15 protein-coding genes are annotated in these 16,956 nt (G+C 51.1%); 8 read left to right on the forward strand and 7 right to left on the reverse strand.

Going from position 1 to position 16,956, the window contains the following annotated elements; genetic code table 11:
- Nucleotides 1-6 precede the first annotated feature (6 nt).
- Together sodB and ACO0LN_RS25360 are read left to right on the forward strand one after the other, a co-directional pair.
- The gene (gene sodB, locus ACO0LN_RS25355) at nucleotides 7-585 is read left to right on the forward strand and encodes a superoxide dismutase [Fe] (RefSeq protein WP_422978691.1); all 579 of its coding nucleotides are present in this window, start codon (nucleotides 7-9) and stop codon (nucleotides 583-585) included.
- Between the two features lie 183 nt (nucleotides 586-768).
- Nucleotides 769-1,641: a DMT family transporter gene (locus tag ACO0LN_RS25360; RefSeq protein ID WP_422978693.1), complete on the forward strand. Its 873-nt coding sequence runs from the start codon at nucleotides 769-771 to the stop codon at nucleotides 1,639-1,641.
- Nucleotides 1,642-1,702: 61 nt separating this feature from the next.
- Here ACO0LN_RS25360 and ACO0LN_RS25365 read toward each other — a convergent pair whose 3' ends face one another.
- From ACO0LN_RS25365 to ACO0LN_RS25375, 3 genes are read right to left on the reverse strand one after another with little or no spacing between them, the layout of a single operon-like run.
- On the reverse strand, nucleotides 1,703-2,650 hold the full coding sequence (locus ACO0LN_RS25365; RefSeq protein WP_422978695.1) for a hypothetical protein: 948 nt from the start codon (nucleotides 2,648-2,650) through the stop codon (nucleotides 1,703-1,705).
- Nucleotides 2,647-3,540 carry an ABC transporter ATP-binding protein gene (locus ACO0LN_RS25370; RefSeq protein ID WP_422978697.1) on the reverse strand — a complete coding sequence of 298 codons (894 nt, stop codon included), beginning with the start codon at nucleotides 3,538-3,540 and terminating at the stop codon, nucleotides 2,647-2,649. Before ACO0LN_RS25370 ends, ACO0LN_RS25365 begins: the two co-directional genes overlap by 4 nt.
- Nucleotides 3,537-3,905 (reverse strand): GntR family transcriptional regulator, encoded by a 369-nt coding sequence (locus ACO0LN_RS25375; RefSeq protein ID WP_422978699.1) that lies wholly within the window; start codon nucleotides 3,903-3,905, stop codon nucleotides 3,537-3,539. Before ACO0LN_RS25375 ends, ACO0LN_RS25370 begins: the two co-directional genes overlap by 4 nt.
- 192 nt (nucleotides 3,906-4,097) lie before the next feature.
- Between ACO0LN_RS25375 and ACO0LN_RS25380 the strand changes: the two genes are divergently transcribed.
- A complete protein-coding gene (locus ACO0LN_RS25380) occupies nucleotides 4,098-4,985 on the forward strand; it encodes a DUF2785 domain-containing protein (RefSeq protein ID WP_422978701.1) in 888 nt (295 codons plus the stop codon).
- Nucleotides 4,986-5,016: 31 nt separating this feature from the next.
- Here the strand turns inward: ACO0LN_RS25380 and ACO0LN_RS25385 are convergent, their stop codons facing one another.
- The gene (locus ACO0LN_RS25385; protein WP_422978703.1) at nucleotides 5,017-5,709 is read right to left on the reverse strand and encodes an aspartate/glutamate racemase family protein; all 693 of its coding nucleotides are present in this window, start codon (nucleotides 5,707-5,709) and stop codon (nucleotides 5,017-5,019) included.
- A 115-nt stretch (nucleotides 5,710-5,824) separates the two neighbouring features.
- Between ACO0LN_RS25385 and ACO0LN_RS25390 the strand changes: the two genes are divergently transcribed.
- The 3 genes from ACO0LN_RS25390 to ACO0LN_RS25400 all read left to right on the forward strand — a co-directional run bounded on the left by ACO0LN_RS25390 (nucleotide 5,825) and on the right by ACO0LN_RS25400 (nucleotide 10,027).
- Entirely contained in the window at nucleotides 5,825-6,622 is a 798-nt protein-coding gene (locus ACO0LN_RS25390) for a helix-turn-helix domain-containing protein (RefSeq protein WP_422978705.1), read from the forward strand.
- A gap of 222 nt (nucleotides 6,623-6,844) precedes the next feature.
- Nucleotides 6,845-9,520, forward strand: a complete 2,676-nt coding sequence (locus ACO0LN_RS25395; RefSeq protein WP_422978707.1) for a prolyl oligopeptidase family serine peptidase — start codon at nucleotides 6,845-6,847, stop codon at nucleotides 9,518-9,520.
- Nucleotides 9,521-9,733: 213 nt separating this feature from the next.
- Complete coding sequence (locus ACO0LN_RS25400; RefSeq protein WP_422978709.1) at nucleotides 9,734-10,027, forward strand: hypothetical protein; 294 nt, start codon at nucleotides 9,734-9,736, stop codon at nucleotides 10,025-10,027.
- A gap of 39 nt (nucleotides 10,028-10,066) precedes the next feature.
- Here ACO0LN_RS25400 and ACO0LN_RS25405 read toward each other — a convergent pair whose 3' ends face one another.
- From ACO0LN_RS25405 to ACO0LN_RS25415, 3 genes are read right to left on the reverse strand one after another with little or no spacing between them, the layout of a single operon-like run.
- Nucleotides 10,067-11,122: an AraC family transcriptional regulator ligand-binding domain-containing protein gene (locus ACO0LN_RS25405; protein WP_422978711.1), complete on the reverse strand. Its 1,056-nt coding sequence runs from the start codon at nucleotides 11,120-11,122 to the stop codon at nucleotides 10,067-10,069.
- A complete protein-coding gene (locus ACO0LN_RS25410) occupies nucleotides 11,122-11,589 on the reverse strand; it encodes a GGDEF domain-containing protein (RefSeq protein WP_422978713.1) in 468 nt (155 codons plus the stop codon). Before ACO0LN_RS25410 ends, ACO0LN_RS25405 begins: the two co-directional genes overlap by 1 nt.
- A gap of 42 nt (nucleotides 11,590-11,631) precedes the next feature.
- Nucleotides 11,632-12,045, reverse strand: a complete 414-nt coding sequence (locus tag ACO0LN_RS25415; RefSeq protein WP_422978715.1) for a hypothetical protein — start codon at nucleotides 12,043-12,045, stop codon at nucleotides 11,632-11,634.
- Between the two features lie 488 nt (nucleotides 12,046-12,533).
- Between ACO0LN_RS25415 and ACO0LN_RS25420 the strand changes: the two genes are divergently transcribed.
- Nucleotides 12,534-15,071 carry a TonB-dependent receptor gene (locus ACO0LN_RS25420; protein WP_422978717.1) on the forward strand — a complete coding sequence of 846 codons (2,538 nt, stop codon included), beginning with the start codon at nucleotides 12,534-12,536 and terminating at the stop codon, nucleotides 15,069-15,071.
- Between the two features lie 14 nt (nucleotides 15,072-15,085).
- Entirely contained in the window at nucleotides 15,086-16,939 is a 1,854-nt protein-coding gene (locus ACO0LN_RS25425; protein ID WP_422978719.1) for a phytase, read from the forward strand.
- Nucleotides 16,940-16,956: the final 17 nt, after the last annotated feature.

Consider the following 16,956-nt stretch of genomic DNA (forward strand, 5'->3'; position numbering starts at 1 on the left):
TACGATATGGAACATACCTTACCGGCACTGCCTTATGCACTGGATGCTTTGGCTCCACATATCTCCCAGGAGACTCTGGAATATCACTATGGCAAGCATCATCAAACCTATGTGACCAATCTGAACAACCTGATCAAGGGTACAGAATTTGAAAACTCCACACTGGAAGAAATCGTCAAGAAATCTTCTGGCGGCATTTTCAATAACTCCGCACAGATCTGGAACCACACTTTCTACTGGAATGGCCTGAAACCTAACGGCAGCGGCGCACCTAGCGGCAAACTGGCAGATGCCATCAATGCCAAATGGGGTTCTTTCGATGCATTCAAAGAAGCTTTCACCAAGTCTTGCGTAGGCAATTTCGGTTCTTCCTGGACATGGCTGGTCAAAAAAGCTGACGGCACACTGGATATCGTCAACACATCCAATGCAGCTACTCCACTGACAACAGCAGACACACCATTGCTGACTTGCGATCTGTGGGAACACGCTTACTACATCGACTACCGCAATGCACGTCCAAAATACCTGGAAGCATTCTGGGCACTGGTCAACTGGGAATTTGCCACAGCAAACCTGGGCTGAGCCAGCTTGTCGTGATGCCCGTTGCGTCGTGACATATACAGCACAGATGAAAAAAAACCTGCGCATGCATCAGCACCGCAGGTTTTTTTTCATCCATCATGCAAGCTGTTTATGCGAAGATCATGGCTCAAATGAGCGCCAGGAATTTTCCCCTATGCTCTATCGCCTTACTCTTTGAACAGCATGCAAACCAAAGCCTCTCCTCTATTACGCTTTCTCCCCGCCATCTTCATTTTCATCTGGGCATCCGGTTATGTCGTCGCTAAATACGGCCTGCCCTATGCCGAACCGCTGACCTTCCTGTGCCTGCGGTATCTGGGCGTGATCATCTTCATGCTGATACTGGCGCTGACCATGCGTGCACCTTGGCCTGAGCGCCGCTTCTGGCTGCCGATAGCTATCGCAGGCATCATGATGCAGGCCATGTACCTCGGCGGCATCTGGTGCGCGGTCAAGCTGGGCATGCCAGCTGGCGTCGCTGCACTGATCGCCAATACCCAACCCATCTTTACTGCATTCCTTGGCCCCATCATCGGTGAACGCATCTACGGCAAACAATGGGCAGGACTGGCGCTTGGTATTTGCGGCGTAGCGCTGGTGGTCGCCAATAAAATCTCTGTCATTGGTTTGTCCGTCAGCAGCGTGACGCTGGCAGTCATGGCATTGACTGCGATGACCATAGGCACGCTGTACCAGAAAAAAACCTGCCCCAGTTTTGATGTCAGAACCGGGCAAGTCATACAGTTTGTGGCATCCCTGCTGGTCACCCTACCATTTGCGCTGACGCTGGAAACCCAGACCATCATCTGGACACCACAGTTCTTTGCCGCCATGGCCTGGTCAGTATTTGTATTATCCGGCGTTGGCATCTCGGTACTGTTCATCATGATACGGCATGGCGAAGCGACCAAGGTGACCAGCTATATGTACCTGGTACCCGCAGTCACTGCCGCCATGGCCTGGCTGATGTTTGGTGAAAAACTGACGATGACTGCCATAATGGGCATGGTGATTGCGCTCGCGGGTGTGGCGCTGGTGGTGAGGCCGGCAAGATAAGAAACTAAGAAGTGACAAGGAAAGACGCGCAACAAAAAGTTGATGCGCGTCTTTTTAACATTTAACTCACATCCTTTTTCTGCCGCAAGAACATGGCAACTGCCAGCATGGCGATGCCGACGATGGCGCCTACCCATAGCTCGGATTTGCCCAGCATCTCCAGCGATGGTCCATACAAATCTCCTGTCCAGGCTGTGAAAGTTTGGGCGTAGTCCAGTTTCGGGTTGTCGATTTTCTCATAAGCGATCCACGAAGCAGGAACAAGACTCATCAAACCGCGACCTATAATATTGAAGTTCAACCAGCGAATATTCAAGCCCAGATCCAGGTTCTTGCTAAGAATGAAGATCAACAATACTGTCATTATCGGTAAGCATACTGCCCAAAGTATTGGTCTGGCTTTGGCCCAGGCAGATACCATCATCAGCCAGCCGACTGTAGGCAAGGCCCACAGCATGTAGATGGGTAAAAGCGAAATCATTTTCAAAGGCGCCAGTAACATATCGCTGTCGTGGAAAGCTGCGCTGAACACGTTCGCCTGAATACCAGAATTTTGCAAGCTGATGGCAAAACTCAAGAAAATAGGCACGCCAGCGATCAGGGAAAACACCAAAGTCGCGAGCGGAAAAAACAACAACGCAAACAGCACTTTAGATAGAACCGTACTGGTTCCAGAGACTGGCATAGACTTCCAGAAAAGCGCACTTCTGTCGTCCCGCTCATTAAACAGCGAGCCCAGACAATACACGCCAACCAGTATTGGCAAAAGTATCCCCAGCAGCGACAATGGTATATAAAAAGCGTCGCTAAGTCCCTTGATTACAAAGCTGATCTGTGCTGCAGTCATGACCGCAGGCTCGACAACCTGCCCTTCAAACTGATAGCTGGGTCTGCCTTTGACTGAGGCATACAAGATCACCAGAAGTGCAGCTATCGATGCATTTGGCCATAAGAGCATCGCTTTGTTTTCCCAATACTCACGGCGTATCAGCCACATCAATTTTTTCATGCTTGCACTCCTTTCATGGTCGCGAGATATATCTCTGCAATACCTGGCTGGCGGAGCTCCCCCAGGGCACGCAGTATGTCAGTGCCGATATTTTCAAACAACATGGCAGATTTGCCGAAAACCGTTCGCTGACTCAAGGGCTTCAGGGCAGCGGCCTGCTCTATCTGATCTGGATGGATCAAGACTTCGACGAAGCGTTCTGCCAATTGCTCCATGCTGGTGTCGAGCACGATTTTTCCTTCATTGATAAAAATGATGTCACTGAGTACATGCTCAACCTCTTCAACCTGATGCGTAGTGATGACGATGCTCTTGTTTTCATCAAAATAATCTTCCAGCAAGTTTTGATAAAACTGCTTGCGGTACAAAATATCCAGACCCAGGGTCGGTTCATCCAGTACCAGCAATTTAGCGTCGATAGCCATGATCAGGGCAAGGTGCAGTTGTGCCACCATACCTTTGGACATGGCTTTGACTTTCATGTCTGGCTTCAATTTGGTATGGGCGATATATTGCTCAGCCCTGGCGCGGTTGAACCTGGGATGCACACCTTCGACAAAAGCTATCGCGTCTTTTACCTTGAGCCAGCGCGGCAAAATAGCCACATCGGCGATGAAACAGACATCATTCATCAGCGCATCACGCTGGGTGCGTGGGTCCAGGCCCAGCACCTGCATGTCGCCGTCAAAATCACTCAATCCCAGTATCGACTTGATAGTGCTGGTCTTGCCAGAGCCATTTGGCCCTATCAGGCCAACGATGCGGCCAGGCGCAATCTCAAATTTCAGGCTGTCAAGCACGCGCTGTTTGCCATAGTATTTGCTGATACCACGGGCTGAAATGACGCTATTCACTGACTTGTTCTTTGATGTATCTGCTGCGCTGTTCATTTCACGCCTCCCTTATCCTGCAAACCCGGCAATTGCTGCACATCCAAACCCAGCCTGCGTATGCGTTCCAGCATGGCTGGCCATTCTTCTTCAATGAAACGCTGGCGTTCATCTGCCAGTAATTTATCGAGCGCTGATTCGGTCATATACATGCCCACACCTCTTCGTTTTTCCACCAGTTCTTCATCGACCAATTCCTGATAGGCTTTTAAGACCGTAATCGGATTGAGCTGATACTCTGCTGCCACCTGCCTGACCGAGGGCAAGGCGTCGCCTGGCTTTAACAAGCCATCCAGCATCATTCCCAGCACCCGTTGCTTCAATTGCCGGTAAATCGGCGTCTGGTCATTCCAGTTAACACTCATGCTTGCACCTTCCTGTGAATACCCGGGACAACGAGATTGATACTTCTCTAGCGTCATCTCACAAGTAAATTAGTGTTGTAGTTAACTATAACACCAACTCAATATACTTTGTGTAAGTTTTTTGTGGCGCATGACAATAAAAAATCGGCATGGCACACTTGTCGATCTTCCTCTTCCGTATGGATAGCACTCATGCATCGCCTGACCTCTACTTTTTGTCTGCTCGCTCTATTGTTCACCACCAATACAACATTCGCCGATTGTGTTGAACCTACCAAGCAAGAATTAAAGTCCGCCAAATCTGCTGGCTGGAAACTCGACGATGACGGCAAGCGGCAAAGCCTGGCACTCTCTGCGGCTGATTGCCTTGGTAATCCGGATACAGAATTACGTGATGAACTGGCCTTTGAAGGGTTATCAGCCTGGATGCGTACTGAGAAGCTGGACGTCGCGACACTCACCAGCCTGCGCACGAAAATGTTGAATGCCGTGCAGGCACCTGCAGCGGAAGAAAGCAGTTTTTTGCGGCCCTTTGCCATATTGACGCTGGCAGAACTGGTGCGGGCAGACAGGAAAAAACCATATCTGAGCACACAGGAGAGAATCGATATCGTCAATGCAGGCAGCCACTATCTGAGCAACTTGCGCGACTATCGTGGCTTTGATGAAAAAGATGGTTGGCGACATGGCATAGCCCATAGTGCTGACCTGATGCTGCAACTGGCGATGAACCCGGCCATAGAAAAACCCCAGCATGAAACCATGCTGGCAGCCATTGCTACGCAGATCGCCCCATCCACGCATTTCTATCAATATGGTGAGGGAGTCAGGCTGATGACAGCCGTGTATTATCTGGCGCGGACACCGAGTTTCAACAAGCGTGACTGGGACGTGTGGTTCAACAAGCTGATAGACAACAGCATACAACCTGGTCCTTACACTCAGGCCAGACTGGCGCAAAGACATAATGTCAGTGCCTTTTTACTGCCCCTGTATTTTTCAGTCAGGGAGAGCACCGAACCCGCCCTGAAGGAAAACCTCTTGCCCGCTTTGAGGGAAGCCCTGCGCAAAGTCAATTGATAGTAGTGAACTGTAACAGTCCACTAGCCACTCACGACAAAGCATGCAGCGCAGCACTGCGCGCATGAATGGCCGTAGTATCAAACAAGGGCACACCGGCATCATCCTGACCTACCAGCAGGCTGATCTCGGTACAACCGAGAATGATCGCCTGCGCGCCACTCTCTTTCAGGCTGGCCATGATGCGGCGATAGTGCTGGCGTGATACAGGGTTGATTTTGCCCAGGCAAAGTTCTTCGTAAATAACCTGGTGAATAATGTCACGGTCTGCCAGCTCGGGCACCAGCACTTGCAAACCATGTTTGCTGTGCAAACGCTCGCGGTAAAAATCCTGCTCCATGGTAAAGCGCGTACCGAGCAAACCTATCTTGCCGTAACCTGCATCCTTGATGGCTTGCGCAGTAAGGTCGGCAATATGAAACAAGGGTATCGCTACCGCTGCCTCAATAACATCTGCCAGCTTGTGCATGGTGTTCGTACACAGCACCAGAAAATCTGCACCCGCCAACTCCAGTGAGCGTGCTGCTTGCGCGAGGATGACACCGGCGGCATCCCAGTCACCGGCGTGTTGCAGTCTCTCTATCTCATGAAAATCGACGCTATACAGGATGATCTTTGCAGAATGCAGGCCACCGAGTTTTTCTTTGATGGTTTCATTGATTTGCTTGTAATAAGGTATCGTTGATTCCCAGCTCATGCCGCCTATAAGGCCTATGGTTTTCATTGCAACTCCATCTGTGAATTGAAGGCCAGCGCACTAGCCAGATGATTGAATGCCTCTATAATAAACAGACCGAATTTTCCAGGCTATCAAGAAATTTCAGCAGAGAGCTTTTGTCATGAGCATGGATACCATCGACATCAAGTGGGCAAGACTGGAATTATTGCCAGCCCTGCCCTATTCCATCAGCGGCACATCTTCCCATACCAGCCTGGGTCTGGCATTTGCACGTCAGACCGGCGTACATGCGATAGGCAGCGATATTCGTCATGACTTTGATGCCTGGCCAGGCGACTTTGCCATCAGCACCGCTGGCTTACCGATGTTTTCAGAATCTGCACATGGCGGGGAATACCTGCTCATGCACATCACCAATCCTGATCTGCTGGCAGACATGCGTGCATCATCGCCGAGACAGATATTCCATGGCGACAAACAGGCCGTCATGCTGGCCTGGCAATTGCGCAGTCTGCTCTTACAAAAAGATAAAGATGCTCTGCTCCTGCAAGAAAAAGCTGGCCTGTTTTTGCAGCGGGGCTTAGCGCTCGCCAATGAAAAATCAAGCAAGGTAAAGACATCCAGCCCATATGCACAAGACAAAGTTTTACATGGCCGCATACTGGATTACATCGAAGATCAACTCGACACCTCCTTGAATCTGGAAGAGCTGGCAACGATGGCAAATATGCCACTGCTGCGCTTCTTGCGCAGCTTTGCCCATGCAACCGGCACCACACCACATGCCTACATCACTGAGCGTCGCCTGCAAAGGGCGCGCTTGCTCATCCTTGATAGCAATTTATCTATTGCAGATATTGCAGCAGATTGTGGTTTTGCTCATCAATCTCATCTTGGCAGCGCCTTTAAATCCAGGCTGGGACTCAGCCCTCAGCAATACCGTAAGCTGCCTCGGTGAAGATTATTTCAGCAAAAAACTAAGCGATCTTCGCTTTAATAAAGCAAAAGCAAATTTTCTACCGATTTTCAGAGAAAATATTTTCCCACGGAACTGTTTTCCAAGACATTTGTCTATGGAAAATGCGCTAATTCCGGGGATAGCTTGCTAACATCGCTATTTGCGCATCACCTCCTGATCAATCCCATACCTGCTAATTAAACTAAAACCAAGGTTTTCATCATGTCTCCGAAAATTCTCACCGTCAGTGTTGCGCTCGCTTTTAGCGGAGCAGCCAGCTTGCTATTTCCGCAAGAAACCGCCCAAGCCGCACCAACTACTAACAGTGTCGCCAAAATCAAACCAGCCGACCTGACGCTGGAACAGGTATACCGCGCCAAAGGCTATGCAGGCCAAGCCGCACGCCATATACAATTCAGCAAGGATGGCCGCTACCTGGCTTACACCTGGAACCCTTTTGGTGAAAATGGTTTTGATTTATATGTACACGATACCCAGACTGGCGAAACCAAACGCATCACTTCACCAGCATTGATGAAAACCTACGATGCGCCAGAAGACTGGGAGCGCTTCGATAAAAAAGCCAGACAAAAAGAAAAAGAAGAAGCCGAGCGCCAGGCCAAGGCAGAAGCCCAGGCCGCCTACCTGCGCGGTGAAAAAGTCAACCTGATGCAGTGGGAAGAAGCCGCGCTGGAAGAAGTGAAACGTGAACTGGCCGAGAAAAAAGCCAAGGACGCTGCCAAGAAAGCGGAAACCGATGCTGAAGGTGCGAGGGAAAAAGCCGCTGCTGCTGCCGCAAAAACTGGCACAGCCAGCGTAGCTAAAAACGATGGTGACAAGAAAGACGAAAAGAAGGATGCAAAAGACGACAACAAGGCCAAGGAAATCTGGGAACTGCGTGACGAGCTGAAAAAGAAACTCGAAAAAGAAAAACTCAAACCGACTGACCTGTATCCTGGTGTGGATGCCCTGGTCTGGGCGAATAAAAAGAATGAACTGATATTCCAGTATCGCGGTGACCTGTTCCGGCTGAATGCCGCAGATGGCAAGATAGAACGCCTGACCCAGACTGACAAGCCTGAACGTATCGTCGCCTACCAGGCAGATGATAATGGTTATATCTATATGGATGAAAAACGCCTGTTCAACGCCAGCTTCAGCAGCAGCGCAATACGCCAGTTGAACCGCGAACTGATACACCCAGACGACGCCGATAAAAAATACCGCATTGCCAATACTGTACTCAGTGAAGACAAGCAATGGATGGCGATTTCTGCCGAAGCACCGGATGCCAAACCAGAAAACGGCAAACCGCCCCCACCTTCTGAACGCCAGGTCGAAATCATGAACTACAGCGAACGCTTTGCTACGGCCAAAAAAGTGCCACGTGAAGTATCCGATGACAAACGCAAGATACCCGCCACGGCTCTGTATATACGCCGTGTTGGTGATGCCTCTGCACGCCAGCCACAACCAGTCTTCACCAATGATGGTGGCGATGTCTGGTTCGAAATGAGCCCGGTTGCCTGGGCCAAGGATGGTAGCCGCTACACTTTCTCTACTTGGGAACGTGAAAAAGACTTGTTGCGCATCTATGTCGGCAAGGCAGAAGAAGGCGTCAAGCCACAAATGGTTTTTGAAAGGCGCGGCAACGTTGGTCATGAAGTCGTCAATGTGCTGGCACCACGCTTCACTGCCGACAGCCAGCAACTGGTTGCCGTCCTTGATGAGCACGGTTATCGCCAGCCCTATGTGATTGATGTCAGCAATGGCAGCGCAAAACCATTGCTCAAAGGCGATTTTGAAGCCCACAACATCATCGGTTTTAGCGATGACAATAAATCCATGTTCGTACTCGCCAACAAGGATGATTTTGCCGCCATGAATGCGTACAAGGTCGATCTCGCAACTGGTGACATGAAAGCTCTGGGCCAGGCTGGTGACTTCCACCGCAACAGTACCGTGACAGAAAGCGGCGACAAACAGGCCAGCATGGCAGGTCAATGGGCCAGCCGCCCTGAATTGAAACTGGTGGATATCAATAAAGCGAAATCCACGACGCTGACACAAAGCCATGACCCGCAATGGAATGCGATAGACCTGCAACGCCCTGAGCGCTTCAGTTACACCAACCGGCATGGTGACAAGATACAGGCTTATGTGTTCAAGCCAGCCGGTCTGAGTTCATCTGATCACCGCCCTGCGATTGTTTATACCTACGGTGGTCCGCTGAATGACAGGCATATCGTCGAAACGGACAGCTTCCAGCAGACTGCCTATATGTTTGGCATGTATATGGCAGCCAAGCATGGTTATGTGACTGTGGCAGTAGATCCACGCGGCCACTCCAATTATGGTCGCAAGTTCAGCGATGCCAACTGGGAACAGGTAGGCAAACCGCAGGCAGAAGATCTGGAAGACCTGACCAAGTACATGCAAAAGAACCTCGGTGTAGATGGCAAACGCATAGGCCTCACAGGCTGGAGCTTTGGCGGCTTCCAGACCCAGTACACCATGTACACCAGCCCTGATACTTTTGCTGCCGGTATCGCCGGTGCTGGCCCGACAGAATGGGAAAACTACAATAGCTGGTACAGTGGCCGCACCATTGGCAAGACAGAACGCAGTAAACCTAACCTGCGTAAATATTCACTGCTGCCCCTGACTGCTGGTCTGAAAAAACCGTTGATGCTGGTACACGGCATGCAGGATCCAAACGTCTTGTATCAGGACACAGTGAATGTGTATCGTGCCCTGCTGGAAAACGGCAAGGAATCCCTGGTTGATCTCTTCCTTGATCCAGATGGTGAACATGGCCTGGGTGGCACAGTTAAACCCAAGGCTTTGCACAAAAAATATGAAGCTTTCTTCCTGCAGCATTTGGGCAAGGCTAAATAAGTAATGAATTAGCCGTAGTAACTTGAACAAAAGAGCGACCAAGCTGGTCGCTCTTTTCGCTTATATCAAGGGATTACACTACAGAATTGGCCCTGAAAAACAGGGAACGGCAATTTCGCATTAAAATTACCGTAGATTATTTGCGCAAGCATGCTGATAATGCCCCCATCGCCTGATTTTCAGATCAGGCAAGCACCGATTCAGGAGTTACCCATGAAAAATAGCATCAGCCAATACCTGTACTCTGTCTGCCGACAGGCAGCGCAAGAGTTTCGTCAGATAGGACAAAAGGTAGGAGAACGCCTGTTGCGTACACCCTTACCAAAAATCCTGGTTATCATTCTTGCTATCGCGCTGCTGATCACGATTATTCCGCTGATCATTACCTTGTTTATTGCTTTTGTACTCATCAGGATATTGTTGAAAATCATTTCCATGAGCGTACGGCAAAACCGGGGTAAAGATGCAAACGTGCCGTATGAACGACGGATCAAGGATATACATTGATTGGATAATTGCTAAAACAGCCTGACTACTAACCCACCATCAAATCCCCACACTGAAATTCAGTCCAGGAAAATCCTGAGTCAGATTTTCTTTCAGGCTGCTTGGTGTCAGTCCTGTCCAGCGCTTGAAAGAACGCCGGAAATTATTCGCATCATGAAACCCCAGGTGCATGGCAACTGCCTCATTGTCGTAATGTCGGCTCTGGAATAAATACAGGGCCACATGGGTGCGTACCTGATCCAGCTCGGCCTGGAAATGCGTGCCTTCTTTGGCCAGATAGCGTTTCATGCTGGCTGGGCTGACGGAAAACACTGCTGCCAGTTGTTCCAGGCTAGGGTTGCCTCGTATATGGGTCAGCAGATAATCATAGACCGCATTTAACAGACTCGGCGTTTCATCGCTGAGCAAAGCTTCTTGCTGTGCCTGTTGCAATGCCAGGCTCGCTGCCAGCGCATTACCACGTGGCCACGGCAAATCCAGGTATTCTGTGGCGATCAGCATGGCATCCAAATGGCAATTAAAACGCAGCTCACTGCCCAGGTGCACTTCATGCTGCTCAGTGTGACGGGCAGCACTGCGGTTGAAACAGAAGCGCCATGGCAGACGCACACCACTGAGCCAGCGGCACATCGCAACAACGGCTGTCATGTGCATCTCGACTATTGCTGGGTGCAGACTGGGGGCGCCATAGCTATTCATCCAGTACAAGACAGCCACATCCTTGCCTTCACTGAACCTCGGCCTGAGCAAAGGGCATAGTCGGGTAGAATGCGCGCACAAAATCTCCAGCGCCTGCCGCAAGCTCTGTGCCTGCAATAATGCATGGCTGACACTGCCAAAATGCCCCGGCAGCATTTGCTGCCCCAGCATGAAACTGCTGTCGGCACTGCGCAGAGCCTGTAGTGCGTTAGCCAGCAATTGCAGATATTGCTGTGGACTGATATTACATTGCCCTTGCGTGATCCGAGCCGCCTCAACGCCTACACTACGCAAGATGAGCCCATCATCGACTTCGCGACTGCGCGTGTAAGCCAATATCTGGGCCGCATGGTATCCGGCTGGCAGGCAGGCGTCTGCAGCCTGATGGAAGTGCATTACAAGCCCCTCGTTGCCAACTGCGGCTCAGTAGAGGCAAGTGCACTGGCTTCCACTGCACGGCTAAGTCTGCTCAGCAAAGTATCCGGTGCATCGTCTGCCACAGTGCAGGCATGACGCATGCTGATTTCCAGTATCGCCTCTTTGGCACAATAACGCATCTGCCTGACCATCTTGCACAGATGCACGGCCAATGCCTGCGCTTCTTCCAGACTGGTGTCATGCAAGACCAGGGCAAACCTGTCGCCTGCATAACGACACAGCACATCTTCATTACGCAGGTTCAGCAAGAGCATGTGGCTGACGGCCTGTAAAACACGGTCGCCCTCATGCTGACCATGCTGACGGTTAATCAGATGGAACTGGTCTATGTCCAGCAATACCAGCGCACACGGTATGCCAGGGTGGCTGTCCAGCTCCTGCTTGATTTGCAGGCGCAGATAATCAGCATTGCTGAGCTGGGTCACACGGTCAAATGCACGGTGGTCGCGAAACAGACGCTCACGCTTTTACAAATGTTCATTCAGGGTGAACTGTTCTTCGCGCCAGTAATACATGCCGGCAGTGACGATCAGCATACCGGCAAAGACCAGCATGGATTCCAGCCAGTTATCCCAGACATCTTCCTTGGGTATCGCAAAAAACTCATCCAGGCAATCCGCCCATGAACCCAGCATGATGGCCGCCAGACCAAATGCAAACAGTCGCGTCACCAGGCCCTTGGGACGACTGCTGAGCATGATCAGCAACCACAGGCCAGACATGACCGAAGTGCCGCCTTCACCGACGATGTCCATCCACTTCCATTTGATGAAGGGCTTGGGCGTGCCCATATAGGCATACAGAACAATAAAGGCGATCAATGCCACACAGGCAGTGATGATGAAGTTTCTATGCAGGCGCAGCATGGAATTTTTAAGCATTGCATTCACATCCTAAGGTCAAGTCGCGCGAGGGTAATTGAGATGCATGACGGGACGATGACATGAGTGTTTTTTTGATATGGGCTATGGATGGAAAACAACAGGGGGTGCAAACGGCTCAGCTTTTATCAAGAGTGCCAGGTTAACCATCAAAGACCTCTCACCACAGAGGCACAGAGACACAGGGAAAAGCAAGAGAAAGAAAAAGCGCTTTATCAAAATGGATAGATTCGTTTTTGAGTCTTCTCTTTTTCCTTTCTCTGTGTCTCTGTGTCTCTGTGGTGAGCTTTTTGGTCTGTTTTTCAAAAAAACAGTTATTAGCTATTTACCGCCAACCGCAAAAGTCATTTCAGCTCACATCTTCGCGATTTACAGTGCGATTTCCCCGCAACGGCAAATCCGGCTCCCCCCCTGTCACAAACCCGACATATGTAACTCCTAGAATCCGCCCACTCTTTGCCATCCATTACCTGCGGAAAATCTCACCCATGAAAACCCTGAAGAAAAAACCTGTGCCTCAACTATCCATCATCATGCTGGGCATCTCGGCCATGCTAAACGCCCATGCCCAGGGGCCAAACGTAACTGTCAGTGATGCCAGCAGCGTTGTCATCAGCGGCCAGCGCGCCAGTATGCGCAAGGCGCTGGAGATGCAGGAAAAAGCCGACAATATCGTCAGCGTGGTCAGTAGTGATGACATCGGTGGCTTGCCGGACAAAAATGCAGCAGAAGCATTGGCACGTCTTCCCGGCATCTCGGTACAGCGTGATCAGGGTGAAGGCCGCTATATTGTTGTACGCGGACTGGGTGCTGATCTGAATGGTGTCACGATCAATGGTGCCCTGGTGCCATCGCCAGAGGCCAGCCGCCGTGCGGTAGCGCTCGATGTCTTGCCTGCAGGGATGATACGTTCACTGGAAGTCACCAAGACCTTGCGCCCTGAACAGGATGCCAGCTCGCTCGGAGGCGCAGTTGAAGTCAAAAGCCTGACTGCCTTTGATTTGCCAGGGAAATTTTTGACACTAAATACTGGCGCCAGTTATGACCAGGTCACGGGCAAGACCAGCCCGAATGCCGGTCTCTTGTGGGCTGACCGTTTTGTCGGCGGCAAGCTGGGTATCGCTGCGGGTATCAGCGCAGAGAAACGCAGCTTTGGTTCAGACAATGTGGAAACCGGCGGTGCCTGGGACAATGGCAAGCTGGGTGGTTTTGAGTTGCGTGATTACCTGCCTGTGCGTGAACGCCATGCCTATGCCTTGAACCTGGATTACAAGCCGACTGCATCGCAAACTTACTTTATGCATGGCTTTTTGAGTGACTTCAGTGATGATGAAGTGCGTGACCGCATTACCATAGGCAGCTTTGCCAGCGGCACCCTGGCTGAAGGGGCAACGACTACGGCCAGAGCAGAACGCCGCATACGTCAGCGCAAATATACACAAACCATCAGCTCTGTCGTGCTGGGCACAGAACAAAAATTCCAGGACTGGAAACTGGATATGGCAGCAGGCTCCAGCCGCGCCAGCGAAGACACGCCAGAAGCCTTGAACGATGGCCGCTTCCGTGGCAATGCCAATTTTGCCGGGGTTGGTTTTGTTGATGGTGAAGTGCCCAAAATCATCGGCCCCGCCAGCCTGCATGATCCAGCGAACTACAGCCTGAACGCCATCAGCCTGCAGCAGCGTTTTTCCAAGGATACTGAACAGCATCTGAAATTTGATCTGGCCCGCAAATTCCACTTCGAGCAGTTTGAATCGAATCTGAAATTCGGTGCCAAGACCAGCCGTCGTGAAAAGACCAATGACACCAATCAATGGACTTACAACAGCAGCAAAACCAGCAGCGGCAATTACTGGGGGCCGGGTTCCACGTCCATGAGCGCCTTTGTACAAAACCAGGCACTCGATTATCCCCTGGGCAATATAGGCACGGCCATCAGTGCTGACTTGATACGCGCCCGCGTGGCTGGCTTGGACAGAAATGCCGCCCGCTTGGTGCTGGAATCGGCCATCAATGACTACAAGATCAATGAAAATATTGACGCCGCTTATCTGCAAAACAGCTTTGACATGGATAAGCTGCACATACTGGCCGGTGCCAGGGTAGAACGCACGCAGTTTGATGCTGCTGGCACGCAAGTGACTGGAGGTACCAGCCTGCAAGCCATCAGCCGCCAGCTCAGTTATTCAGACTGGTTGCCGTCCCTGCACTTGCGTTATGACCTGGACCAGAAAACCAGTATACGCGCAGCCTGGACCAATGCTGTGGTACGTGCCAACTTCAGCCAACTGGCGCCCGGCATCAACCTCACCAGCACTACCGAAGCAGTGATAGGCAATCCAGATTTGAAACCACTGAAAGCCAGCAATCTTGATCTGGGCGTAGAAAAAATATTGGGCCATGATGGCAGCGTTTCGGCCTATCTGTTCAACAAGGATATCAAGAACTTCACCTACACCACCAACCTGGCCGGTTCTGGCGCATGGCAAGGCTATACCAGTGCTGTCTCTTATGCGAATGGCGATACCGCCAATGTCAAAGGCATAGAACTGTCTTACTCACAGCCCTTGCGCATGTTGCCAGCCCCGTGGAAATACCTGATCGTTGGTGCGAATGCCAGTTTCACTCGCTCCAGTGCAGACATTGCCCGTTTTGATACCACAACCGGTAAATCCCGCGGCCGTTCCATCAGCCTGCCCGGCCAGTCTGACCGTGTCATGAACCTGATGCTTGGTTATGAACATGGCCGTGTTAGCACCCGCCTTGCGCTCAACTACAAATCTCCTTACCTGCTGGAAGTGGGCACGGATATCTTGCGCGCAGACCAGGACCGTATTGTTGATACCCAAAAACAGCTCGATTTTTCGCTGGCCTATCAACTCAGCAAGCGCTTCCAGCTGATCTTTGAAGCAGCAAACCTGAACAATGAAAAATACTATGTGTATCAAGGCGCGCATCAATTTAACTCGCAATACGAACAATATGGTCGCACGTATAAAGTCACACTGAAAGCCAGCGCATTCTGATGAGCATGAAAACGATGAAAACAAAATATCTGATATCAAGCCTGGCATCAATACTAAGCTTTTCCTGCGCTTCAGCAGCAGGTTTGCCACCCACAGTCACTGGCAAAGCCCAGGAAATAATCGCCCTGCCAGATGGCGGCTGGCTCACGCTGGACAAACAAGGTGTACGTCTTCTCGATGCACAAGGCAAGGAACGCAGCAAAGTCAGCCTGCGGGCAAAGCACCTCGATGCCCGTCCCCATGCTGATGGCATGCTTGCGGTATTTACTGATGCCGATACGCAAAAGACGCATGCTTACGTCGCAGATCAGAAAACAGGGCAACTACGCTTGCAAACCAGCATGCCTTCTCCAGATTTCTCATTGGAAAGCATTTGCCTGTATCGCGATGCGCAACAGCTTGATCATGTCTTCCTGATTGGCAAGGAAGGACTGAGCGAGCAATGGGTCATGCATAAAGGCAGCGCGCAACTGGTACGCAAGCTGGCGCTGCCACCACACAGCAAGCATTGCCGTGTTGATGACCAGAGCCAGACTCTGTACCTGAGCGTGCCAGATAGCGGCGTCTGGGCATTTACGGCTGAAGCAGAAACTGCAGCCAAACTAAAGCCTGTCGCCATGCTTGCTCCATTTGGCAAATTGCATGGCGGTGCCACGACAATTAGCGCACTGCCAGGTGGCGTGGCGATTCTCGATGCGAATGGAAAAAAACTGCATCTTTATCGCCAGAAAGATGAGCAGCATTTCCATCCTGAACAAATCTTGAACCTGCCTTACAGTGCAATGAATATCTATGCGCAGGCATCCAGCAATAACAGCAATAAACTGGATTTCCTACTGCAGGATGAACAGGCGAAAACCTGGCGTGCCAGCAGCGCTGCCTGGAAGCAGCCAGCAGCCTCAGAAATAGTCGTCATAGAACCCACAGTGCAAACCGATACCGTGGCCCGTCATGGCGACGCAGCTGATGATCCCGCCATCTGGGTGCACCCGCAAGATGCCAGGCTTTCCCGCGTGCTGGGCACCAACAAGAAGCAGGGTTTGCTTGTGTATGACATGCAGGGCAAGCAAACCCAGTTGCTGGAAAGCGGACGCCTGAACAATGTCGATGTGCGCCAGAATATCAAATGGGGCCACCAAAGCTTTGATATCGCCATGGCGACCCAGCGTGATGAAAACAGCCTGGTGCTATATGTCATCAATGATCAGGGCCAAGTGGCAGAGGCAGCCCGCTTCCCTACCAAGCTGGACAAGATCTATGGCTTTTGCCTTTACCAGCCACGCACCGGTGGTCTGGAAGCCTTTGTGAATGACAAGGATGGCACTTACCAGCAGTTCCGCATCACTCACAATGAGCAAGGTTTCAGCAGCAGCCTGGTGCGCAGTTTCAAGCTGGCAAGTCAGCCGGAAGGCTGTGTGGCGGACGACAAGACTGACCGCCTGTTCATGGGCGAAGAAAAGCGTGGTATCTGGGTCACGTCTGCCAAGGCAGATCAGCCTGCAGATTTGCAAATGGTGATGCCGGTTGGCAAACAACTGGTGGCTGATGTTGAAGGCCTGGCCATGTACTTTGGTCAGCAGAAAAATTACCTGTTGGTATCGAGCCAGGGGGATAGCAGTTATCTGGTACTGGAAGCGCAAGCTCCTTATCGTCTGCGCGGCAAGTTTCACGTAGGTATGAATCTGGCCAAGGGTATTGATGGCACTTCAGAAACAGATGGGATAGAGGTCAGTTCTGTCAATTTTGGTGGCGAGTTTTCGCTCGGCATGCTGGTAGTGCAAGACGGTTACAAGCGCTTGCCAGACGGCACGCAAAACTTCAAATATATCCCCTGGTCGGCGATTGCCAAGGCGTTCAAGCTGGAATGACTCAGTCATTGAATAAA

Source organism: Undibacterium sp. TC9W, from assembly GCF_049339865.1.
Lineage (GTDB): Bacteria > Pseudomonadota > Gammaproteobacteria > Burkholderiales > Burkholderiaceae_D > Undibacterium.